The sequence below is a fragment of the Sulfitobacter sp. W027 genome (assembly GCF_025143985.1).
Lineage (GTDB): Bacteria > Pseudomonadota > Alphaproteobacteria > Rhodobacterales > Rhodobacteraceae > Sulfitobacter.
This window is the reverse complement of the sequence record NZ_CP083564.1, coordinates 2,237,867-2,260,417: the sequence shown is the minus strand read 5'-3', so window position 1 is coordinate 2,260,417 and position 22,551 is coordinate 2,237,867. Positions and strand designations below refer to the sequence as shown.

Annotated in this window: 23 protein-coding genes; 16 read left to right on the top strand and 7 right to left on the bottom strand. The window is 62.2% G+C overall.

Features of this window, described 5'->3' with window-relative positions:
• Positions 1–22 precede the first annotated feature (22 nt).
• Both metG and K3759_RS11075 read right to left on the bottom strand, forming a co-directional pair.
• Positions 23–1,735: a methionine--tRNA ligase gene (gene metG / locus K3759_RS11080; RefSeq protein ID WP_259981817.1), complete on the bottom strand. Its 1,713-nt coding sequence runs from the start codon at positions 1,733–1,735 to the stop codon at positions 23–25.
• A gap of 72 nt (positions 1,736–1,807) precedes the next feature.
• Positions 1,808–3,031 carry an MFS transporter gene (locus K3759_RS11075; RefSeq protein WP_259981815.1) on the bottom strand — a complete coding sequence of 408 codons (1,224 nt, stop codon included), beginning with the start codon at positions 3,029–3,031 and terminating at the stop codon, positions 1,808–1,810.
• A 154-nt stretch (positions 3,032–3,185) separates the two neighbouring features.
• On the opposite strand from K3759_RS11075, the gene K3759_RS11070 reads away from it, so the two are divergent.
• Genes K3759_RS11070 through K3759_RS11060 form a run of 3 tightly spaced genes read left to right on the top strand, consistent with a single transcriptional unit; the run spans position 3,186 to position 5,736 of the window.
• A complete protein-coding gene (locus tag K3759_RS11070; RefSeq protein WP_259981813.1) occupies positions 3,186–4,229 on the top strand; it encodes an aldo/keto reductase in 1,044 nt (347 codons plus the stop codon).
• Entirely contained in the window at positions 4,229–4,774 is a 546-nt protein-coding gene (locus K3759_RS11065; RefSeq protein ID WP_259981812.1) for a lipocalin family protein, read from the top strand. Before K3759_RS11070 ends, K3759_RS11065 begins: the two co-directional genes overlap by 1 nt.
• Before the next feature lie 41 nt (positions 4,775–4,815).
• Positions 4,816–5,736: a DMT family transporter gene (locus K3759_RS11060; RefSeq protein ID WP_259981811.1), complete on the top strand. Its 921-nt coding sequence runs from the start codon at positions 4,816–4,818 to the stop codon at positions 5,734–5,736.
• Here the strand turns inward: K3759_RS11060 and K3759_RS11055 are convergent.
• Both K3759_RS11055 and K3759_RS11050 read right to left on the bottom strand, forming a co-directional pair.
• A complete protein-coding gene (locus K3759_RS11055; RefSeq protein ID WP_259981809.1) occupies positions 5,733–6,428 on the bottom strand; it encodes an NUDIX hydrolase in 696 nt (231 codons plus the stop codon). The genes K3759_RS11060 and K3759_RS11055 overlap by 4 nt on opposite strands.
• 41 nt (positions 6,429–6,469) lie before the next feature.
• Positions 6,470–6,886 (bottom strand): DUF983 domain-containing protein, encoded by a 417-nt coding sequence (locus K3759_RS11050; protein ID WP_259981807.1) that lies wholly within the window; start codon positions 6,884–6,886, stop codon positions 6,470–6,472.
• 218 nt (positions 6,887–7,104) lie between these two features.
• On the opposite strand from K3759_RS11050, the gene K3759_RS11045 reads away from it, so the two are divergent.
• From K3759_RS11045 to K3759_RS11025, 5 genes are all read left to right on the top strand, one after another.
• Positions 7,105–7,707 (top strand): calcium sensor EFh, encoded by a 603-nt coding sequence (locus tag K3759_RS11045; protein WP_259981805.1) that lies wholly within the window; start codon positions 7,105–7,107, stop codon positions 7,705–7,707.
• A 46-nt stretch (positions 7,708–7,753) separates the two neighbouring features.
• Complete coding sequence (locus tag K3759_RS11040; RefSeq protein WP_259981803.1) at positions 7,754–8,350, top strand: RNA polymerase sigma factor; 597 nt, start codon at positions 7,754–7,756, stop codon at positions 8,348–8,350.
• On the top strand, positions 8,343–8,717 hold the full coding sequence (locus K3759_RS11035; RefSeq protein ID WP_259981801.1) for a hypothetical protein: 375 nt from the start codon (positions 8,343–8,345) through the stop codon (positions 8,715–8,717). The genes K3759_RS11040 and K3759_RS11035 overlap by 8 nt, the downstream gene beginning before the upstream one ends.
• A gap of 1 nt (position 8,718) precedes the next feature.
• Positions 8,719–9,237, top strand: coding sequence for a periplasmic heavy metal sensor (locus tag K3759_RS11030; RefSeq protein ID WP_259981800.1), 519 nt, complete (start codon positions 8,719–8,721; stop codon positions 9,235–9,237).
• 124 nt (positions 9,238–9,361) lie between these two features.
• Entirely contained in the window at positions 9,362–9,868 is a 507-nt protein-coding gene (locus K3759_RS11025; protein WP_259981798.1) for a hypothetical protein, read from the top strand.
• Here the strand turns inward: K3759_RS11025 and K3759_RS11020 are convergent.
• The 3 genes from K3759_RS11020 to K3759_RS11010 are packed head-to-tail and all read right to left on the bottom strand — an operon-like array spanning position 9,865 to position 12,385.
• A complete protein-coding gene (locus K3759_RS11020; RefSeq protein WP_259981797.1) occupies positions 9,865–10,413 on the bottom strand; it encodes a TadE/TadG family type IV pilus assembly protein in 549 nt (182 codons plus the stop codon). The two genes, K3759_RS11025 and K3759_RS11020, sit on opposite strands and share 4 nt — an antisense overlap.
• Positions 10,413–10,952 (bottom strand): TadE/TadG family type IV pilus assembly protein, encoded by a 540-nt coding sequence (locus tag K3759_RS11015; protein ID WP_259981795.1) that lies wholly within the window; start codon positions 10,950–10,952, stop codon positions 10,413–10,415. The genes K3759_RS11020 and K3759_RS11015 overlap by 1 nt, the downstream gene beginning before the upstream one ends.
• On the bottom strand, positions 10,949–12,385 hold the full coding sequence (locus tag K3759_RS11010; protein WP_259981793.1) for a Tad domain-containing protein: 1,437 nt from the start codon (positions 12,383–12,385) through the stop codon (positions 10,949–10,951). Before K3759_RS11010 ends, K3759_RS11015 begins: the two co-directional genes overlap by 4 nt.
• Before the next feature lie 352 nt (positions 12,386–12,737).
• On the opposite strand from K3759_RS11010, the gene K3759_RS11005 reads away from it, so the two are divergent.
• The 8 genes from K3759_RS11005 (at position 12,738) to dnaG (ending at position 22,530) form a co-directional block, all read left to right on the top strand.
• The gene (locus K3759_RS11005) at positions 12,738–14,168 is read left to right on the top strand and encodes a Glu/Leu/Phe/Val dehydrogenase (protein WP_259981792.1); all 1,431 of its coding nucleotides are present in this window, start codon (positions 12,738–12,740) and stop codon (positions 14,166–14,168) included.
• 57 nt (positions 14,169–14,225) lie between these two features.
• A complete protein-coding gene (locus K3759_RS11000) occupies positions 14,226–14,987 on the top strand; it encodes an isocitrate lyase/phosphoenolpyruvate mutase family protein (protein ID WP_259981789.1) in 762 nt (253 codons plus the stop codon).
• 67 nt (positions 14,988–15,054) lie between these two features.
• Positions 15,055–16,308 (top strand): sarcosine oxidase subunit beta family protein, encoded by a 1,254-nt coding sequence (locus K3759_RS10995; protein ID WP_259981787.1) that lies wholly within the window; start codon positions 15,055–15,057, stop codon positions 16,306–16,308.
• Between the two features lie 12 nt (positions 16,309–16,320).
• Entirely contained in the window at positions 16,321–16,593 is a 273-nt protein-coding gene (locus K3759_RS10990; protein ID WP_243260985.1) for a sarcosine oxidase subunit delta, read from the top strand.
• Positions 16,590–19,526, top strand: a complete 2,937-nt coding sequence (locus K3759_RS10985; protein ID WP_259981785.1) for a sarcosine oxidase subunit alpha family protein — start codon at positions 16,590–16,592, stop codon at positions 19,524–19,526. Before K3759_RS10990 ends, K3759_RS10985 begins: the two co-directional genes overlap by 4 nt.
• Positions 19,519–20,055, top strand: a complete 537-nt coding sequence (locus K3759_RS10980) for a sarcosine oxidase subunit gamma (protein ID WP_259981783.1) — start codon at positions 19,519–19,521, stop codon at positions 20,053–20,055. The genes K3759_RS10985 and K3759_RS10980 overlap by 8 nt, the downstream gene beginning before the upstream one ends.
• A 51-nt stretch (positions 20,056–20,106) precedes the next feature.
• Positions 20,107–20,415 (top strand): hypothetical protein, encoded by a 309-nt coding sequence (locus tag K3759_RS10975; RefSeq protein WP_259981781.1) that lies wholly within the window; start codon positions 20,107–20,109, stop codon positions 20,413–20,415.
• 114 nt (positions 20,416–20,529) lie between these two features.
• Positions 20,530–22,530, top strand: coding sequence for a DNA primase (gene dnaG, locus K3759_RS10970; protein ID WP_259981778.1), 2,001 nt, complete (start codon positions 20,530–20,532; stop codon positions 22,528–22,530).
• The last annotated feature ends 21 nt before the right edge of the window (positions 22,531–22,551 follow it).

The window sequence follows — 22,551 nt, the reverse complement described above, 5'->3', positions numbered from 1 at the left end:
GCCGCTGTTTTATTGTTTCAGATCAATGCCGCTTGCCCGCGAAACGTTCCGACCAATTCTCCCGGTCCTCATCGCTGATCTTGGCAAAAAGCACCTCAGGCACATCAAAGGCATGGCCGGGGGCGAGTTTGCCCAAGGCGGCTAGCACGTCGTCGGGCCAAGGCATGTCTTCGACCTTCATCGCTTCGAGCATCGACGCCGAGGCCGTGGGGATGAACGGGGCAGAAAGCACCGCGTAGAGCGGGATCAGGTTGAGCGCCAGCCGGACCTGTGCCGCCGCTTTGTCGGGGTCGGTCTTGAACGTGGTCCAAGGTGCTTGGGCTTGCAGGTATTCGTTCCCCGCCGCCCATATGCCGCGCAGTTCGGCGGCGGATTTGCGGACCTCCATGGCTTCCATCAGCGTCTCATAACGCGCGACGCGGGCAGTGATGTCTTCGATCAGCGCCTGTTCGGCCTCCCCATATTCGCCCGCCTCCGGCACCGCTTCGCCAAACTTGGAGCGGCAGAACTTGGTGATCCGGCTGATGAAATTGCCCAGCACATCGGCCAGATCCTTGTTCACCGAGGCTTGGAAGTTTTCCCAAGTGAACTCCGCGTCCGATGTCTCTGGCGCATGGCTCAAGAGCCACCAGCGCCAGTAGTCCGCCGGTAGGATTTCCAGCGCCTGATCCATGAACACACCGCGCCCGCGCGAGGTGGAGAACTGCCCGCCATCATAGGTCAGGTAGTTGAAAGATTTGATGTAATCCACCAGCTTCCACGGCTCGCCCGAGCCCTTGATCGTGGCCGGGAAGCTGAGGGTATGGAAAGGCACGTTGTCCTTGCCCATGAACTGGGTGTAGCGCACGTCATCCGCGCCCTTGTCGGTACGCCACCAGCTTTCCCAATCAGACCCTTTGCCCGCATCGACCCACTCCTGCGCGCAGGCGATGTATTCGATGGGCGCGTCGAACCAGACATAGAAGACCTTGCCTTCCATTCCCGGCCAGTCCCGATCGCCGCGCTTCACCGGCACGCCCCAGCTCAGGTCGCGGGTGATGCCACGGTCCTGCAGACCGTCGCCGTCATGCAGCCATTTCTTGGCAATGGAGGTGGTGAGCACGGGCCAATCGGTCTTGGAATTGATCCAGTCGTCCAGCTCATCCTTCAGCTTGCTCTGGCGCAGGAACAGATGCTTGGTCTCGCGCATCTCCAGATCAGTCGCGCCTGAAATGGTGGAGCGCGGATTAATTAGGTCTTCGGGGTCCAACTGCTTGGTGCAGTTGTCACATTGATCGCCGCGCGCGTCCTCAAACCCGCAGTTGGGGCAGGTGCCTTCGACATAGCGGTCGGGCAGAAAGCGGCCATCGGTGGGGGAGTAAATCTGGCGCTGTGAGACTTCTTCGATCAGGCCTTGGTCCGCCAGCGCGCCCGCAAAATGCTGCGTCAGTTTGCGGTTTTGCGGGCTGGAGGAGCGGCCGAAGTGGTCGAAGCTCAGACCAAAGCCCTCGGCGATGCGGGCCTGTGTCTCATACATTTCGGCGCAATATTCTTCGACCGGCTTGCCCGCCTTGGCGGCAGCCAGCTCGGCTGGGGTGCCGTGTTCGTCCGTGGCGCAGAGGAACAGAACCTCCTGCCCACGCCCCCGCAGGTAGCGGGCATAGAGGTCGGCAGGCAACTGGCTGCCCACGAGGTTACCCAGATGTTTGATCCCGTTGATATAGGGGATGGCGGAGGTGATGAGGTGGCGTGTCATATCTATATTCCCGGTGCTTGGCGCAGCCTTATCGCAAGGGCTGCGCTGTTGCCAGCAAAAGACGGGAATAGTCTAGTCGCGGTCTCGGGTGCGGCCCAAGAGCCGTCCGATGAGGAAGGTGGTGCGCGGGGCGTAGACGTAGGGTGTGCGGTCGGTCCGTGTGGGGCGAGCGCGCATCCGGGCGAGGCCGAAGATCACCAAAACCCCATGCGCCGCTGCGATCATCACGAACAACGCCGATGCACCGAAGCCTTCGATCAGCACAGAGGCAAGGTAGGGCGCGCCGATGGCCCCCACGGCGAAAAAGAACATCAAGGCGGCAGACAGTTCGACACGCTCGTCCGAACTGGCGAAGTCATGGGCGTGGGCGGCAGATACCGAATAAATCGGAAAGGTCGTGGCCCCGAAGAGCCCTGCCGAAAGCATGATCCCCATGGTGCCATAGCCCGCGCCCATCACCGTGACAGCACAGCCCACCATCGCCGCAACCGAGAGCCAGATTAGAACCCAGCGGCGGTCGTATTTATCGGCCAGCATCCCCATCGGATATTGCGCGAGCGCTCCGCCCAGCACGAAGGCGGCGAGGAACCATGCGATCTGTGTGGCGCTGAGCCCCACCTCTTGCCCGTAGATCGGCCCGACCATCCGGAACGAAGCGCTTGAGACCGCCGCTACCACGACACCCGCCGCCGCCAAGGGCGAGCGGTCAAAAGCAAGGCGCGGGCGCAGCCTTGGTTGGTTGGGCGTCTCAGGCGGGCGAACCTTGGTCAGCGTCAGGGGGAAAAGTGCAGCACAACAGCCGATGGCGAGCAGGTTGTAGGAGACATAGGAGGCTGGGGCGAGCACGCCGACGATCAGTTGCGCGGCGAGCGAACCGCTCATGTCGACCACCCTGTACACCCCCATGGTGCGCCCGCGTGTCTCATTGGTGACCTTGGCCTGCATCCATGCCTCGATCACCGTATAGCACCCGGCGACGCACATGCCCGACGCCACGCGCATCAGGCCCCATGCGTAAGGATCCACCACCATCATATGCGCCATCAATCCGATGGAGCCCGCAGCGGTGAAAGCGGCAAAGGCGCGGCTGTGGCCGACGCTGCCCATCAAACGCGGTGCCCACCAGCAGCCGATGAAAAAGCCCAGAAAATGCGCCGAACCGAGCATACCGATTTCCTGCCGCGAGAAATCAAGCTGTAGGCCTGAAAGCACGTCGAGCGGCCCTACACCTCCGGTAGAGAGTTGCAGGAGGATGACCGAAAAGAAGAGGGCGGCGAAGGATATGAGCAGGCGCATGGGCGCACATTGCGTCCATTGCCCGGCGAGGGGAAGGGAGAATGCAGCCATTTTACGCTTTTGCCGGGGCCTATGGATCGGCGCTTGGCAATTGCCCTTGCGAAGGCCGGGCAGGCGGCTAGGTTGCGGGCAAATCACAAGCGAGGACCAGACGATGAAGATGAACAAGCTCGGCTCAAGCGATATCGACGTCTCGCATTTCTGTTTGGGATCCATGACTTGGGGCACCCAGAACACCGCCGAGGAAGGCCATGCGCAGATCGACCGCGCGCTCGACGCCGGGATCAACTTCATCGACACGGCCGAGATGTATCCGGTGAACCCGATCAGCGCCGAGACGATTGGCCGGACGGAAGAGATCATTGGCCAGTGGGTCGCCCGCGACAAGCGCCGCGACGAGGTGGTTTTGGCCAGCAAACATTCCGGGGAAGGGATGCAACATGCCCGCAACGGTGCGCCGATTTCATCCGACACGATCCCCGGTGCCATCGAAGGGTCGCTGAAGCGGTTGCAGACGGATTATATCGACCTGTACCAATTTCACTGGCCCAACCGCGGCAGCTATATGTTCCGCAAGAATTGGACCTTTGACCCGTCCGGTCAGAACCGGGCCGAGACAATCGCCCATATGGAAGACGCCCTTGGCGCGCTGCAGCGCGAGGTTGAGCGTGGCACGATCCGCGCCTTTGGTCTGAGCAACGAAAGCGCATGGGGGCTGACCCAATGGGCCGCCGTGGCCGAGCGCACGGGCGGGCCGCGCCCGATCTCGGTGCAGAACGAATATTCGCTGATGTGCCGTTTGGCCGATACCGATGTCTCTGAGACCTGCGTGAATGAGCAGATCGACATGCTGGCCTTTTCGCCGCTCGCCGCCGGGTTGCTGACCGGGAAATATCAGGGCGGAAAAATCCCCGCCGGATCGCGTCTGTCGCTGAACGAAGACCTGGGCGGTCGCGTCACGCCGCGCGCTTTTAAGGCGGTCGCGGCCTATCTTGAAGTGGCCCAGAAACACGGCCTCGACCCCGTTCAAATGGCGCTGGCATGGTGTGCCACGCGGCCCTTCATGGGCTCGGTGATCTTTGGCGCGACGAGCCTTGAGCAGCTTGATGTTGCGCTTGGCGGGGCCGACCTGACCCTGAGCGATGAGGTGATGGCCGACCTTGATGCGGCGCATAAATCCCATCCGATGCCTTATTGATGGGCTGTTCAATCCCTTGGGCGCGTCGTGCCGCTGTGCTTTTACTGCTCGGCGCTCTGGCGGCCTGCAACCGCAGCGAACCGCCCCCCGTGCAGACCGGTTTTCGCAATGCCGAAGCGCTGATCGGGGCCACCAGCCGCTTTGACGCGGCGCGGTTCGGCGGCGATTGGCAGATCCGTGCGGCCTTTCCGGGGGACGCCAATCTGCTCGCAGTGACTTTCGCGCCGCAGGGGCCGACATTGATCGAAACCCGAGAGGCGTGCGATGCCGCCGGGGTTTGCACCGACCGGCGCGACCTCTGGGCGCTGAGCGAAGAGGGGCCGGGGCGCTATACCATGCGCGCCGCCGTGGGTGGGGCCGAGCGCGCCTTCTGGGTGCTTTGGGTCGATGAAGGCTTCCGCACCGCCGTTGTCGGCAGCCCCGAGGGGGGCTATGGCTGGATCCTTGACCGTCAAGCGACGGGGGGCGAAGACCGGATCACTGCGGCACAAGAGATACTGGATTTCAACGGATATGACCTCAGCGCCTTACAAATGAGACGCTGACCGCGCTGGCACTGCCGCCCGGCTTCGGCCTATAGGCTTTTATGGACAGTATTTTCGCCCCCGATCTGTGGATCCTCGTCACCCTTGCTGCCGCCGTTTTTCAGACCGGGCGCTTCATGCTGCAAAAGCATCTGGCGACCGATACCCTGTCGGCGGGCGGGGCGACCTTCTCGCGCTTCCTGTATTCCGCGCCATTCGTGGCCGTGCTGCTGCCGCTTTATCTGGGGCTTAGCGGGCAGGGGGTGCCCACGCTTGGTCCGGGGTTCTGGCTTTATGGATTGATGGGCGGCACGGCGCAGATTATGGCGACGGTCTGCGTGGTGCTTTTGTTCAAGCAACGCAACTTTGCCGTGGGCATCACCTTTAAGAAAACCGAGGTGATCCAGACTGTGCTGATGGGCTGGATCGTGTTGGGCGAAGGTGTCTCTGGCGCGGGGTTCGCGGCCATTGCACTTGGGGTTGTTGGCCTGTTGCTTCTATCCGGCGGGGCTGAGGCCAAGGGGCTGCGCCTTGCCGATCTGCGCAACCGTGCGGCCGGGTTGGGGATCGCTTCGGGGTTTCTCTTCGCAATTTCGGCGGTGTGCTATCGGGGCGCGTCATTGGCCGTGGTTTCAGACGATCCGCTGCTGCGTGCGGGCGTGACGCTGGCGGCGGTGGTGCTGATGCAGACGCTGATCATGGCCGTTTGGCTGCGCCTGCGCGAACCGGGGCAGATGCGCAGGGTCTGGGCCGCGCGCCGCGTGGCCGTGTGGATCGGGCTGACGTCATTGGGCGGATCGCTGTGCTGGTTCATCGCCTTCACCCTGCAAAACGCGGCCTATGTGAAGGCTTTAGGGCAGGTGGAGTTGATGCTGAGCATCGCCGCCTCAACCCTGTTTTTCCGCGAAAGGATTTCGGGGCGCGAATGGACGGGGATGGCTGTGCTCGCGGTCTCTATCTTGATGCTGGTGCTGGTGACTTAACCCGGCATCGGGCGGCCATGCAGGCGCAGAAACAGGCTTTCTTCGTCGTTGTTCTTGAAAAACGGCACCGAGGCGGGCGGGTTTGTGTCACGCGCGCGGGCGGCGACTTCGGCCAACACGACCTCGGTGATGAAGGGCATGTCAAACGACCGCGCCCGGCTGAGCGGCACCCATTGCAGATGCGAAAGCTCATCACAGGCGGCGTCGAAATCATCTGGGTCGCTGGCGATGTCATCGGCATCCACAAGGAAAAACCGCGCATCGAAACGGCGCGGCCGGCCCGGAGGTGTCAGCGCCCGAAACACGAATTGCAGGGCGGAGGCGTCAGGCAGATGGCCGGTGGCAGCGAAGGTTTTCCAATCGGCGGGCACGTCGCCCTCCCACGTCCCCCTGCGGCCCAGCACCAGCCCGGTTTCCTCCCACAATTCACGGATGGCCGCGACGGCGATGGCATGGGCCAAGGACGGTTCGGTGTCATCGCAAAGCCTGCCATTGCAGAGTGCGTTCACCGGGGCGGCTAGTGGCACGCGCGCATCGGCTGCGTCCACCGCCCCGCCGGGAAAGACGAATTTATTGGGCATGAACGCTGCTTTGGCCCCCCGCTGCCCCATCAGGATATGCGGGGTCACATGACGATCACGCAGCACGATCACCGTGGCTGCGTTGCGGATTTTGGTCTTGTCGATTGTCATGCGGCGATGCTCCGGCGGTTTGGGCCGAAGGGCGGGCGGCTTTAGGTGGTGCCGCCGAAGCCGCCCATCCTTTTGGCCCATTGAAAGCCGATCATGGCCCCCTTCAGTCTGGGCAGAAGGTAGAGCGACAGCGCCGTGCAGCCAACCGCAAAAATGGTGAACAGCGTCAAAGGCTCGGGCCGCCAAACGACGAAGGCGATGTGCAGCCCCGGTGCCAGCAGGTGACCGACGAGCAGAATGGTCAGATAGGCCGGGCCGTCATCGGCGCGGTGGTGGTGGAACTCTTGGCGGCAGACGGCGCAATCGTCATTCACCTTAAGATAGCCGTGCAACAACTGCCCGCCCCCGCAAGAGGGGCATTTGCCACGCCAGCCGCGCAGCATGGCGGGCAGGCGGGGCCGCTCTTCGCCGTCTTGAGTCTCTACGGCATCGGGAGAGAGTTGCTGTGTCTGTGACATGGAAGCGATCCTTTGGTTGGGAGATAGATGCAACCTGAGGCATGAAATGAAAAGCCCCGAGGCTGCCGTTGCGGCGCCATGTCGCGCAGGCTGGGGCTGTGGTGCCTTTTTAAGAAAAAGTTCGAAAACCTGCGACGGAAGTTCTGGCGCCAGCCGTTTGACCCTGTGATCGCGGCGCAAAAGCGTGAGACGGTCTTTAAAAAACGAGGAGTATCAAGATGACCATTCGCACAAACATGAAGATCGCAGCCCTCAGCGGATTGCTGGCCATCGGTGCCGTCGCCGCCACCGCGCAGCAAAGCGGGCAAGACCGGTTCCAGCAGCTTGACGCTGATGGCAACGGTGAGATCACACAGGCAGAGTTTCAGGCCCATGCCGAGGCGCGTTTTGCCAAGGTTGACGCCGATGGCGACGGTTTCGTGACTGGCGAAGAACTGAAAGCCGCAGGCGATGCGCGCCGGGCCGAGCGTTCGGCCAAGATGCTGGAGCGGTTCGACACTGACGGCAACGGCAGCCTCGACGCCTCTGAGTTGGAAGCCATGGGTGACAAGCGCGGCGACAAACGCGACGGCAAAAAGCATGGCAAGCGCGGTGACAAAGGCGGCGAGCGCATGATTGAGCGTATGGACGCCAATGACGACGGCAAGCTGTCGATGGAAGAAATGACGCAGCGCCACGACCCCGCCAAGATGTTCGAGCGTCTGGACAAGGACGAGAACGGCAGCATCAGCGCCGAAGAGTTCGAAGCGGCCAAGAAAATGCATGGCAAGCGGCACGGCAAGGGCCACAAGATGGACCATGACAAGCCGCAGCGCGACTAAGTGATGCGCCGGGCGCGCTTGATCATGGCGCGCCCGGGCCTTAGCGATGGACGGGATGCAGGATTTGTCCGACGAGCAGCAGGATGCGGATGCCGAGTTGTTGCAGCGCTACGCCAGTGGCGATGCGGCAGCGGCGCGGCTGTTGACCGCCCGGCTGGTGCCGCGCATTCACGGCCACGCGCTGCGGGTGCTGGGCGACCGTGCCGAGGCAGAGGATGTGGCCCAAGAGGCGATGTTGCGTCTGTGGCGCCAAGCGCCAAAGTGGCGCACAGGAGAGGCCAAGGTTACGACATGGGTCTACCGAGTTGTGGCCAACCTCTGCACCGACCGCCTGCGGCGTCGCGGTGCGGGGGCGACGGGTCTTGATGACGTGGCCGAACCCGCCGATCCGACACCCGGCGCGGCACAGAGGATGCAGCAGACGGCCCGTGTGGACGCGCTGCAACAGGCGCTTGCCAGCCTGCCCGACCGGCAGCGTCAGGCGGTGGTGCTGCGGCATATTGACGGTATGGCAAACCCCGAGATTGCCGAAGTCTTGGGCATTGGGGTGGAAGCGGTGGAGAGCCTGACCGCACGGGGTAAACGGGCGTTGGCCGCGCATCTGTCTGCGCAACGGGACGCATTGGGGTTTGAAAATGAATGACTTTGACGACGCATTGAGTGATGGGGCATTGGAAAATTTCTTTGCCGCGGCACGGGCCAATCCGCCGCAGGTCTCTGGCGATCTGCAGGCACGGGTCCTGGCCGATGCCGAAGCGCATATGCCCAAGGCGTCGCGCCAGCCGTGGTACCAAGCGCTTTGGCAGATCTTGGGCGGTGCGGCAGGGCTGAGCGGTCTTGCCACCGCCGCGGCGGTGGGCATCTGGGTTGGTGTTGCCCCCCCCGAGGGCATGCCGGATTTGGCCGGGCAATTCGTGACTGGCACATGGGAGACCGAGGCTTTGGACAGGGCTGAGCTTGATACGGCGGTCGAACTTGGCGGATATGGCTGGGACATGGAGGAAAGTTGAGATGACACAGGTTCCGACACCACGCCGCAGGCACCTCATGCGATTGGCGCTTGGCTTATCCCTGGCCCTGAACGTGATGATCCTCGGCGCGCTTGGCGGCGCGATGTGGCGACACGGTGGGCCGGGGCCGCGCAGCGATGGCGATCTGCCGGGGGTGCGCAGCTATGCCTCGCCCTATGTCCAAGCATTGCCGCCCGAGGCCCGGCGCGATCTGCATGAGAAGATGCGCGCAAGCAGCAAGGCGCATCATCTTGATCGAAGCGCACGCCGCGCACTCTATGACGAGATGCTCAGCGCGCTGCGGGCCGACCCGTTTGAGCCGGATGTGGCCGCTGCGGTTCTTGCCGCCCAAGGCGTGGCGGCAGCCGGTGTTCAAAGCGTGGCCCATGGCGCTTGGTTGGCCGAGGTCAGCGCCATGGATGCTGCCGCGCGCAAGGCCTATGCCGATAAGTTGCAGGAGCGATTGGAGGCAGGGCACGCCCGCAAAAGGGCCAAGCGCGGGAGCAAACCTGAGCGGTGATTGGGTAGGGTGCTTTGGGTGCCCGGTCTTGCCCTTTGCCCAACAGCGAGCTAGGCCGAGGGCGAGTGAAATCGGCAGGCGCGGCAGGATCACGGCCCCTTTGCCCCCCAGAAAGCCCAGCCTGATGACCAATACTTCCCAGATGATGCATACAGGCACTGGCAACGTCCTGGCCACGGCCAAGGCTTCCCCGGCACGGCGCGGGATCGGGCTTTTGTCGCTGGCGGGGCTGGGTGGAATGTTGCTCTATTCTGCCTTCAACCGCTCGCCGGATCCGGGGTGGCAGATCGCGCTGGCGCTTGTGGGGCTTGGGTTCATTGCCATTGCCGAGGTGATGCGCCGCTCAACAGCCAGCGCCGTGCAGCTCACCGATGAGGCGCTGCGCGATGCCGATGGCCGGGTGATCGTCCGCATGGACGAGATCGAGCGTATTGATCAGGGGGCGTTCGCGGTCAAACCCTCAAACGGTTTTCTGCTCAAGACCAACCGCCGCGTGCCACGCGGCTGGCGCTTGGGCCTGTGGTGGAGCCTTGGTCGCCGTATCGGTGTGGGCGGCATGACCCCGGCCAATGAGACCAAGCTGATTGCCGAGATCATTCGCGCCAAACTGGCCGAACGCAACTCCACTTAACTGTCAGACCAGACCGTGCGCGGCGCATAGCGTGGACGGGTGAAGACGAAGTTATAGATGTCGCGGCGCTCTAACCCGGTTTTGAACAGCGGATCGAAATCGCGCCATGTCTCCACCAAGGTGACACGTTCGTTGTTGGGCATGACGGGCAGTTTGCTGTGCCAGCTGTGCACATCCTCACTGGTCAAAGGCTGAACGGTACCCCGAACCTGCGACCAATCGGTGTGGAAGCGATCGTTTTCCTGATCATACCAAATGGAACTCACGCGGATCGCCGTCTGACCGGTGCCGCGGGTTAGATACTCAAACAGTTCATGCATCCCTTGCAGGTAATTGGGATCAATCGCCTGTGTCTCGCGTGAGATGGCGTCGCCGACGGTATAGGCTGCCGTCTGGTTGAGGTTGTACATGCGGAAGGTGTCAAAGGTCGAATACATGGCCAGATAGGCCCAGAACATCAGCGGCAGCATGATCACCGTCTCAACGGCGATCGAGCCCTCTTCGCTCCGCTTGAATCGGGTCAGCATGGAGGACAGCACGCACATCAGTTCGGCTCCTGTACGAAGGCCGCGCTTGAGACCATGGAAACACGGCCTGCGCCGTCTTTCTTAAGGGCATAGCCAAGGCCGGTGGTCGGAAAGAAGGGTTCGAATTGGGCGCAGGCGCGCAGCAGCATCAACTGGTGCTCCACCCCAAGGTTCCAGCCGCGCACCGGTTTGGGGTCTTCGGAAGTATCGACGCAATCAGGGGTCTGATCAAAGGTTGCGAAATTGCGTGGATCAACGCGGATCATTTCAAGGCGCAGGGTCGTTTTGCAGTCCTCCAAAAACACAGCCGACTCGCAGATTTTGTCTTTGATCGTCTGATGCGTCATCTCTGTATTGGTGTTCAGCCGGATGTAGCGCACCGTCATATCCAAGCCTCGGTCGAGGAACATGTGGCGCATGGCGTAAAAGCTCATCTCCAGCGACATAAGCAGACAGCCAAAGAGCAGCGGCGACAGGATGGCGAACTCCATCAGCATCACCGAGCCATTCTCATCACCGCGAAACCGACGCCATGCTTTGATGGTTCTCTGTATCATTGGGTCAGTCTCAACTGATTGATCTGCCGTGCGATGGCTTCAAAAGCGTTTACGATCTCAACCCCTTCGACGCGGAAGAAATGGCTGTCCGACGAGGCGCAGTTTTTCATCACAGACGCGCCGTGGTCGGTCACTTCAAAGCCGATGGACCAGATCACGATGCCTTTAGCCTTGGCCGCATCGCAGATCTTATCCAGCAAATTATCGGCCTGAGTGGCGGTGTATTTGGTCGTGTACCACCGGTAATGTTCGCTGGAGCGGACATTGCGGTTAAGCCACCAGTAAAAGGGGTAATCGCTCCAGTGGCGGTAGTGATCTTTGTTGGCATAGGCCTGCGGGTTGATCCGACGGGTGGTCACGTTCACGCCGTCGGTCATCAGGATCACCGTCTTAAGCGTGTCGATGTCGTCATACTCAGCCGGGCGTCCTTGGAACACAGCATCGCCGCCAATGGCCTGATTGATTGGGCGGAAGGACGGGTCCAGCAGGGCCACGCCCCATTTCATCCCCAGATGGATTGCGGTGTTCGCACGGGGCTGGAAATTGGAGATACGGTTTTTCAGCGCGGTCGCGTTCTGCGAGTAGGTCGCCACTTCTTCGTAACTTTGTTTCGGACAGCCGGGGTTATAGATATTGTCGTAGCGCCCGGTGTTTTCGCGGTGATAGCCGTTCCAGTTAAAACCCGCCTCAAAGTGCTGCATATGCTCATAGCTGCGGGTCTGGCTGATGCCGGTAAGGTCAAATTCGCTGTCGTCAAAGTCGACGCAGTGGGAGAAGGAATGCAACTGAGTGATGTTCAACTGATCCATGATGTCCTGCCCGATGTTCACCTGCGCGGTATAGGGCACCACCGAGATTGAGATCAGATCGGCATTCTCGGGCTTGAGCACGGTATCAATAAACACATCACTGGCATCATGGAGGTTGGCCATTTTGCCGTTTTCACGCATGGAGCCGGAGATATCGAGCACCATGGAAATCTCAACTTTGGCTACTTTTTCTTCCGCCGTTGCTTTGGCGGGGACATGCAGCTTGTCTTGGCCGAACTTGCTCATGAACATGGTGTTCAGATCGCGCGAGGCATCGACCGTGACACGGCGGTAGTTCAACCCCTCTTCAACCTTCACGCTTGAGATGTAGTCGGCCAGCCCTGACTTGTCGAAATAGTCGCGGGCGACAGCTTCGGGGCTGAGTGTCTGATCGAGGTCGGCCGCCGCCAGCACCGCACGGTCGGCTACGGCCTGCACCCTTGAGCGTTCCCGCTCGTGGCGCATCAGGTCAACGCCGACACCGCCCATAAGGATCATCAACAGGATCATCAGAATGGCAAACAGTGTGACCAGCCCGTCTTCTTCGCGTGCGAAACGCTGAAGCATCGCGGGCAAGCGCCGCCGGGGAAACCCTGAACTCCGAGGTGGTGTGGTCATCGTCATCAACCTTTCTTCCTTTGGCACGCAGCATGCGCCAAAGGGAATGGACGGCATTTGCCTTGTCATTCTTTTGCTGGGGGAAAGTGTCCAGAGTTTGGCGCATCTGGGGCATTAGGCGGCGAACGGGGGAGGTTTCGCGGGAAAAAGCCCCTGCAAAGTCGCGGGTATTCCCTTGTTCGGGGAGGGGGGCTGACCCTTGCCTACCCACGGTTGATAAAGTTTTGCAAATAGCGATTAAATAGGTCGCACCTTGCAAAGAGGCATCCTAGGGTGCCGCGGCATGCCCCAAGGGCAGCCAGATGAGTCGCGCCCCAGAACCAGAGGTAACGCGGCCAGATAAGAAGAGGAGAGACCGATGAATCCAGCCAATGAGCCGAGTTTCCGCGACAGTGTGGACCTGATGTTCAACCGCGCGGTCGCGCTGATGGATTTGCCACCCGGTCTTGAAGAGAAAATCCGCGTTTGCAATGCCACCTATACCGTGCGCTTTGGCGTGCGCCTGCGCGGCCGTATCCATACTTTCACCGGCTACCGCTCGGTCCATTCCGAGCATATGGAGCCCGTAAAGGGCGGCATCCGCTATTCCATGGCGGTGAACCAGAACGAGGTCGAGGCGCTGGCGGCGTTGATGACTTATAAATGCGCTTTGGTCGAAGCGCCCTTTGGCGGCTCTAAGGGCGGGCTGTGCATCGACCCGCGCGATTATGACGAGCACGAGCTTGAGTTGATCACCCGGCGGTTTGCCTATGAGCTGATCAAGCGCGACATGATCAACCCCGCCCAAAACGTGCCCGCGCCCGACATGGGCACGGGCGAACGTGAGATGGCGTGGATCGCGGACCAGTACAAACGCATGAACACCACCGACATCAACGGTGTCGCCTGTGTGACCGGCAAGCCGATCAACGCGGGCGGCATCCAAGGCCGGACCGAGGCCACGGGCCGGGGCGTGCAATATGCGCTTCAGGCGTTCTTCCGCGATCCCGAAGGGCTGAAAAAGGCCGGTCTAAGCGGTAAGCTTGAGGGTAAGCGCGTCATCATTCAGGGTCTCGGCAATGTGGGCTATCACGCCGCCAAGTTCCTGAGCGAGGAAGACGGTTGCAAGATCACCGCAATCATCGAACGCGACGGCGCGTTGCATGACGAAGACGGGCTGAACGTAGAGGCGGTTCACCAGTGGATCACCAAACACGGAACCATCACCGGCTATCCCGACACCCATTGCGAAGCCGATGGTGCCAAGCTGCTTGAAGCGAAATGCGACATCCTGATCCCGGCAGCACTTGAAGGGGTGATTAACCTCGGCAACGCCAAGCGCATCAAGGCTCCGCTGATTATCGAGGCCGCGAACGGCCCGGTGACCGCCGGGGCCGACGAAGTGCTGCGCAAGAAGGGCACCGTGATTGTGCCGGACATGTATGCCAACGCCGGCGGTGTGACGGTGTCCTATTTCGAATGGGTCAAGAACCTGAGCCACATCCGTTTTGGCCGCATGCAGCGCCGCGCCGAGGAATCGCGCCACCAACTGGTGGTCGACGAGTTGGAGCGGCTTTCGGCTGACAAGGAACTGGGCTGGACCCTGAGCCCGAACTTCAAAGAGAAGTATCTGCGCGGGGCGGGCGAGTTGGAACTGGTCCGGTCGGGTCTCGATGACACGATGCGCACAGCCTATGAGGCCATGGCAAATGTCTGGCACAGCCGCGATGACGTAGACGACCTGCGCACGGCGGCCTATCTGGTCTCAATCGAAAAGGTGGCGGCAAGCTACCGCGCCAAGGGACTGTAAAAGATCATACCGGGGGGGCATGCGCCCCCCCGAGTTGCATTTAGGGAGGTCTCGGCGGTGGATCAGCAGGGTTTTGCACGGGAGTTTGCCTTTCTGCACAGCAAGGGCAACCCGCTGGTGCTGTATAATATCTGGGACGCAGGATCGGCCCGGACTGTGGCAGATGCCGGGGCCAAGGCGATCGCGACAGGGTCTTGGTCGGTTGCCGCAGCGCAGGGGTTTGCGGATGGGCAGGCCTTGCCGCTGGACAGATTGTTGCGCGTTGCGAGCGAGATTGTGCAGGCGGTCGATCTTCCGGTCAGCATCGACTTCGAGGGCGGCTACGCCATTTCGCCAGAGGATTTGGGCGACAACATCCGCGCTTTGATCGGCACGGGTGCGGTGGGCCTGAACTTTGAAGATCAGGTGGTGGGCGGCGACGGTCTGCATGACATCGACCTGCAAAGACGGCGCATCGAGGCAATTCGCGGGGCGGCGGAAGCAGAAGGAGTGCCGTTGTTCATCAACGCGCGCTGCGATCTGTTCTTGCAATCCGCGGTCAAAGATCACGCCGCGCAGATCGACGCGGCCATCCGCCGGGGGCGGGCCTATGGGGAGGCTGGCGCAAGCGGCTACTTCGTGCCCGGTCTTATCGACCCTGCGCTGATCGCGCAGGTCTGCGCCGCAGTCGATCTGCCAGTGAACGTGCTGAAATCACCAACCGCCCCGGATAACGCAGCACTTTCGGCCTGTGGCGTGGCTCGGATCAGCCACGGGCCATTCCCCTATCGCGAAATGGCGGCGCGGCTTGGCGATGCGGCGGGCGCAGCCCTTCGGTAGAGCTTTTCGGTGATTGATACTTTCGCGCAGACTTGGTTCAGTGGCCCGGTCTGGGGGAGGGATCGGAATGCGCTTTTCAGGATTGCGGGTGTTGCGCGAAGGGTTGACCGGCAATCGCGGCTGGACGCCCCATTGGCGCGATCCCGCGCCGAAGCCTGAGTATGACGCGGTGATCATCGGCGGCGGCGGGCATGGGTTGAGCACGGCCTACTATCTCGCCAAGCATCACGGCATGACCAATATCGCGGTGCTGGAGAAGGGGTACCTCGGCGGCGGCAATGTCGGGCGCAACACCACCGTGGTGCGGGGCAATTACATCCTGCCGGGCAACTCCGAGTTCTACAGCCATTCGCTGAAGCTCTGGGAGGGGCTGTCGCAGGAGTTGAACTATAATGTGATGTTCAGCCAGCGCGGGGTGATTACCCTTTTTCATTCCGACGCGCAGCGCGATGCCTCGGCCCGGCGCGGCAATGCGATGATCAACCAAGGCGATGACGCGGAATTGCTCGACCGCAACGCCTTGCGCCGTCTGCTGCCCTATCTAGATTACGACAACGGGCGTTTCCCCGTCTATGGTGGGTTGCTGCACCGGCGCGGCGGCACGGCGCGGCATGATGCAGTGGCTTGGGGCTATGCCCGCGGCGCGGACCAGCGCGGGGTCGATCTGATCCAGCAATGCGAGGTCACCGGGATCGACGTTGAAAACGGCGCGGTGCGCGGGGTGCAAACCACGCGCGGCGCGATCCGGGCCAAGAAGGTGGCGATTGTCACGGCGGGGCGCTCGGGGCAGGTGGCGGCCATGGCTGGGATGCGCCTGCCGATCGAGAGCCATGTCTTGCAAGCCTTCGTCACCGAGGGGCTCAAGCCGGTGATCGACCATGTGGTCAGTTTCGGCATGGGGCATTTTTATATCAGCCAGTCCGACAAGGGCGGCTTGGTCTTTGGCGGCGATCTGGATTTCTACGCCTCTTATGCGCAGCGCGGCAATCTGCCGATGATGGAACATGTGATGGAGGCGGGGATGACCCTGATGCCGATGCTGGGCAAGGCCCGCGTGCTGCGCTCTTGGGGCGGGATCATGGACATGACGCCCGACGGCAGCCCGATCATCGACAAGACGGATACCGAGGGTTTGTTCATCGATTGCGGCTGGTGCTACGGCGGCTTCAAGGCGGTGCCGGCATCGGGCTATGCGCTGGCGCATCTGATGGCCACCGGGCAGCCGCATGAGACAGCGGCGGGCTTCCGGCTCGACCGGTTCCGCTCGGGCGAAGGTCTGATGGATGAAGAGGCCACCGGGTCTCAGCACAACTTGCATTAAGGGAGGGCGACCATGCGGATTGAATGCCCCATTTGCGGCAGCCGGGACCGGCGGGAGTTTTATTATCGCGGCGATGCCATCGCCTTAGCGCGGCCCGCGCCCGACGCCTCGGAAGAGGATTGGGATGCTTACCTTCACCTGCGCGACAACCCGGCGGGAGAGACCCGCGACCTGTGGCAGCATGAGGGCGGTTGCGGCGCGTGGCTGGTCGTCACCCGCGATACGGTGACCCATGCGGTTCACGCCGTCGAACTGGCGTCTGATGTGAAAAGGGCCATGGCATGAGGATCGCAGGGCGCGGATTGATCGACCGGGAGACGCCGGTCAGCTTTACTTTCGACGGGCGGCGCTATGACGGCTTTGCGGGCGACACGGTCGCCTCGGCCATGCTGGCGAACGGTCAGCGATTGATTGGGCGGTCGTTCAAATATCACCGCCCGCGCGGGGTGCTCAGCGCGGGCAGCGAAGAGCCGAACGCGCTGGTGACCACCGGGGTTGGCCCCGCATCGGAGCCCAACGTTCGCGCTACGATGCAAGAGATTTACGAAGGCTTGCAGGTGCGCAGCCAGAACGCTTGGCCGAGCCTTGATTTTGATCTCATGGCGGTAAACGACCCTGGCGCCCCCTTTCTGGGGGCGGGGTTCTATTACAAGACCTTCATGTGGCCGCGTCGGTTCTGGCGACATGTCTACGAGCCAGTGATCCGCCGCGCGGCAGGGCTTGGTCGGCTGAGCGGCCAGCCCAATGCCGACGCCTATGAGAAAGCCTATGCCTTTTGCGATCTCTTGGTGATCGGCGCAGGCCCGGCGGGTCTGATGGCGGCGCTGGTGGCGGCGCGGGCGGGGGCGGATGTGATCCTCGCCGACGAAGATGCGCTGATGGGCGGGCGGCTGAATGCCGAGAACGAACGTGTCGACGGTGAGCCGGGCCATGCGTGGGCCGCGGGCGTGGTGGCGGAACTGGCGGCGACGGACAACGTGCGCCTTATGCCGCACACGACGGTCACCGGGGCCTATGACGGCGGCATGTTCGGTGCGTTGGAGCGGGTCAATCAACACCGTGCGCGGCGGGGCGAGGGCGCGCCGCTGGAGTGTTTCTGGCGCATCGCGGCCAAGCAATCGCTCCTCGCGGCGGGGGCCTTGGAGCGCCCGGTCGCATTCGCCAACAACGACTGCCCGGGCATCATGACTGCCGGTGCGGTCCGGGCCTATCTGAACCGCTGGGGCGTGGCACCGGGCAAACAGATGGCGGTCTTTGGGAACAACGACGACGCGCATCGCACCGCTCGCGATCTGTCGGCGGCGGGGGTGCATGTGGCCGCGCTGATCGACAGCCGTGAAGGGGTCAGCGTTGTTGGCGCGGATTACCCGGTGCTGAACGGTGCCGTTGTCTGCAAAGCATCGGGGCGCAAAGAATTGGAGTCGGTCACCATTCGCACAGCGAGCGGAGAGCATAAGATACAGGTGGATTGCTTGGCCATGTCGGGCGGCTGGAACCCTTCGGTGCATCTGACCTGCCATCTGGGTGGGCGACCCATTTGGGATCCAGCGATCCACGCCTTCGTACCGAGCCCCGGCGCGGTGCCGGGGATGCATGTGGCGGGGGCCTGCAACGGAACTTTCTCAACCCATGGCTGTCTTGCGGCGGGTGTGGCAGCGGCAGGGGATGCGCTGGAGGCTTTGGGCCGCAAGGCAGAGGCCGTGGACCTGCCGCAGGCCGATGACGCGCCCTATAGCCTCAAGCCCCTCTGGGCGGTGCCGGGCAAAGGGCGGGCGTGGCTCGACTTTCAGAACGATGTCTGCGTGAAAGACGTGCAGCAAGCAGCGGCGGAGAGCTTCCGCTCTGTCGAGCATATGAAGCGCTACACGACGCAGGGTATGGCACCGGATCAGGGTAAGAATTCCAACGTAGCGGCGCTGGCGGTGCTGGCCGATGCCACGGGGCGTGGGATTGCTGAGACGGGCACGACCACCTTCCGCCCGCCCTATACCTCGGTTGCGATTGCAGCGATGGGAGCGGGCGGGCAGGGCAAGGGCTTTGCGCCCGAACGGCTGACCACCAGCCATGCGGCCAGCCTTGCCATGAACGCCCCGATGGTGGAGGCGGGACTGTGGTATCGCCCCAGCTATTTCCCACGCGGGCAGGAACGCAACTGGCGTCAGTCCTGTGATCGCGAGGTCGGGTTTGTCCGCAAGACGGTGGGTATCTGCGATGTCTCGACCTTAGGCAAAATCGACATTCAGGGGCCGGATGCGGCCAAGCTTCTCGATCTGATTTATACGAACAAATTCAGCACTTTGAAGGTCGGCAAGGTGCGTTATGGGCTGATGCTGCGCGAGGATGGTTTCGTCATGGACGATGGCACCTGCGCGCGGTTGGGGGAGGCGCATTACCTGATGACCACCACCACCGGCGCTGCCGGTGATGTGATGCGCCATCTGGAATTCGTGACGCAATGTCTGCATCCCAAATGGCAAGTGCATCTGACCCCGGTCACCGAACACTGGGCGCAGTTTGCCGTGGCAGGGCCGAAGTCGCGCGATTTGCTGAATGGGTTGTTGGAGCAGCCGGTCGAAAATGACAGCTTTCCTTTCATGGCCTGTAGCGACGTGCGGCTCGGCGGGGTGGATGGGCGGCTGTTCCGCATCTCCTTTTCCGGCGAACATGCTTATGAGATCGCGGTGCCAGCGCGCTTTGGCGCGGCGCTGTTCAATCTGCTGGTCGCGCGGGCCGAGGCGATGGAGGGCGGCGCTTACGGAATGGAGGCGCTGAACGTGCTGCGGTTGGAAAAGGGCCATATCACCCATGCAGAGATTGATGGGCGCGCCACGGCGGGCGACATCGGCATGGAGCGCATGGTGTCGGACGGCAAGGACTGTATCGGCAAGACCATGTCGGAACGCCCCGGCCTGCGCGATCCAAGCCGCGCGCAACTGGTGGGGCTGCGGCCTGTGGGCGCGGTGAAGCAGTTGACCGCAGGGGCGTTTCTGTTCGAGGCCGGGGCCGTGGCCATGCGCGAGAATGTGCAGGGGCATACGACTTCGGTCGGTTTTGCGCCGGATGTCGGTACCTTTGTCGGGCTGGGCTTTGTTACCCGGGGCCGCGCACGGTATGGGGAGGTGATGCGCATGGTCGACCATCTGCGCGAAATCGAGGCCGAGGTGGAGATCTGCGCCCCGGTCTTTGTGGACCCGGAAGGAGGGCGCGCCCGTGGTTGAATTGAAAGCGCAAACGCCGTTCGGCGAGCTGCTCCCGCTGCACATCGGTGACATGACGGTGGCGGCCCGTGATCTGGGCCAGTTGACCGTACTGGGCGTGTTTGATCGGGCGGGCCTCTCCAAAGCGCTTGAGGCGGCCCATGGGGTTGCACTGCCAGAGCCACTTCAGAGCACCGCTGAGGGCGATGCCCAATGCCTGTGGTTTGGCCGGGAAGAGGCGCTGCTTGTCGGGCCTACGCCTGATGAGGCGCTTGCGAAACATGCAGCCCTTGTAGAGGTCTCGGACGGATGGGCGGTGGCGGAATTGCAGGGGGCGGGGGCCGAGGATGTGCTGGCGCGATTGGCACCGGTGGATCTGCGCGATGCGGCGTTCAAATCCGGCCAGACCCTGCGCAGCCAATTGCGCGACATGCCCGCTTCGATCACCCGCACCGAGACCGGGTTTCTGCTGATGGTCTATCGGTCGATGGCCGCCACATTGGTGCAGGAATTGCGCCGCGCTATGGAAGCGGTGGCATCGCGGCGCTAGGTTATCCGGCGGGGGCCCGAATCCCCGTTTGGCAAACGATGGAGCATAGACATGAACAGAACGATTTTGGCCGCATTGGCCGCAATGAGCATGGCGGTCTCGGGCCCGGCGCTGGCAGCCTCGAAAAAAGAAGACAGCTGTATGCATCAGGCCGCCGTGGTCGCCGCCGTGCAGCAGGCACGGCTGGACCGGGTGAAAGAACGCGAAGTCCCCGCCGCCGTGAAGGCTAAGGCAACATGGCCCGAGAGCTTTAACACCGCGATCCCGCTGGTGACCCCTTGGGTCTATGAAATGAAAATGCGCGATGTGAAAAAGAACGATCTTTCCGCTGCATGGAAAGAAATGTGCCTCGCGCAGTAAGCTGACAAGCATCATACTGGGCAGGGGCGCTGCCCAGTATGGAAGGGCGCTTTGCCGCCCGTGGCTGACCTGCCTCCTCTGGACTCTGATCCGCCCCGCCCGGTATATGAAGTCATGAGCCTGCCCCCTGGATTTTTGGAAGAACTGCGTGACCGCGCCAGCCTGTCTCAGGTGGTGGGGCGCAAGGTCATATGGGACAATCGAAAGTCCAATCAGGGCAAGGGCGACATGTGGGCGCCGTGCCCCTTCCATCAGGAGAAATCGGCCAGCTTCCACGTCGATGACCGCAAGGGGTTCTACTATTGCTTTGGCTGTCACGCGAAGGGCGATGCGATCTCTTTCGTGCGCGAGACCGAGAATGTAAGCTTCATGGAGGCGGTGGAGATCATCGCCCGCGAAGTCGGCATGCCGGTTCCTAAGCAAGACCCGCGCGCGCAGGCCAAGGCCGACAAACGCACGCAACTGGCCGAGGTGATGGAACAGGCAGTGCAATGGTTCCGTCTGCAGCTGCGCACTGGGGCTGCAGGGGCGGCGCGTGACTATCTGGCCAAGCGCGGGTTGTCGGAACAGGCGCAGGCGCATTGGGAAATTGGCTTTGCCCCAGATAATTGGCAGGGGCTGTGGGACGCGCTGAAGGCGAAAAGGGTCGCGGATGACCTGATCTTTGGCGCGGGGCTAGCAAAACCTTCGACGAAGGGCGGACGGCCTTACGACACTTTCCGCGGCCGCATCATGTTCCCGATCCGGGATGCCCGGGGCCGGGCGATTGCCTTTGGTGGCCGCGCGATGGACCCGGAAGATAAGGCTAAATACCTCAACTCTCCTGAGACCGAACTTTTTGACAAGGGCCGAAGCCTCTACAACGTGAAAGACGCCCGCGCCGCTGCAGGCCGGGGTCAGCCACTGATCGTGGCCGAAGGCTATATGGATGTGATTGCCCTGCATGGCGCGGGCTTTGAGGGAGCCGTGGCACCGCTCGGCACCGCGATCACCGAAAACCAATTGCAGATGCTTTGGCGTATCGCGCCCGAGCCGATCATCACGCTGGATGGCGATGCGGCGGGTCAACGCGCGGCATTGCGTCTGATTGATCTGGCCCTGCCGCTGTTGGAGGCCGGGCAAAGCCTGCGCTTTGCCATGATGCCCGAGGGGCAAGACCCCGATGATTTGCTGCGCGCACAAGGGGCGGGCGCCTTGCAAAAACTGCTGGACGGCGCCCTGCCTATGGTTCGCCTGCTCTGGCAGCGCGAGACTGAAGGCAAGGTTTTCGACAGCCCCGAACGCAAGGCTGCGCTGGATAAAAGTTTACGCGAAAAGATTAAACTTATCCGCGATCCGTCGATCCGCAGCCACTACGGGCAAGAGATCAAAGACCTACGGTGGGATCTCTTCCGCCCGCAAAAACAGCGCGCTGATTTCCGCCCTCAAGGGGGCAGGGGGCCGGGCAAGGGCGGCGGTAAGGGCGGCAAAGGGGGCAACTGGGGCGCTCCACTGGCACCCTTGGCTAGCACCAAAGCCTCAGCCCTTGTGGCGATGAGCGATGATCAGGTGGGCATGCATCTGCGCGAGGCCGTGATCCTAGTCGCTTTGGCAGGCTGCCCCCAATTGATCGAAACCTTTGAGACCGGGCTGGAAGGGATGGGCTGCGCGGACCCCGACCACGCGCGGTTGCGCGACCTTCTGCTGCGCTTTGGCCATGCCGGTGAAGAGGTGCTGCGCGAAGAGATTTCCTATTCTCTGGGCTGGGAAACCCTTGAAAACATCAAGGCGCAACGCCACGTTGCGATCACGCCCTGCATCCGTAAACCCGGCAATGTGGAAATGACCCGGATGACCGTGGCCGAGGAACTGGCCAAATTGGACGCCGCCCGCGGGCTGAACGAGGAAATTGCCGAAGCCGTAGAAGACTTAAGCGGCCCGGCAGACGAGGGGGTCACCTGGCGTCTGAGCGAAGCGGCCCGCGCCGCCGACATTGCCCGCCGCAGTGCACAGGAAGACAACAACGGTGAATTTGACGTTGGCGACAACGGCATGACCATGAGCCGCGATGAACGCAGCGCCCTCGACGCGCTGCTAGGAACGATTAAATATGACAAGTCGAAGGGCCGCGGATGAGGCATCAACGTGACCCTTTTG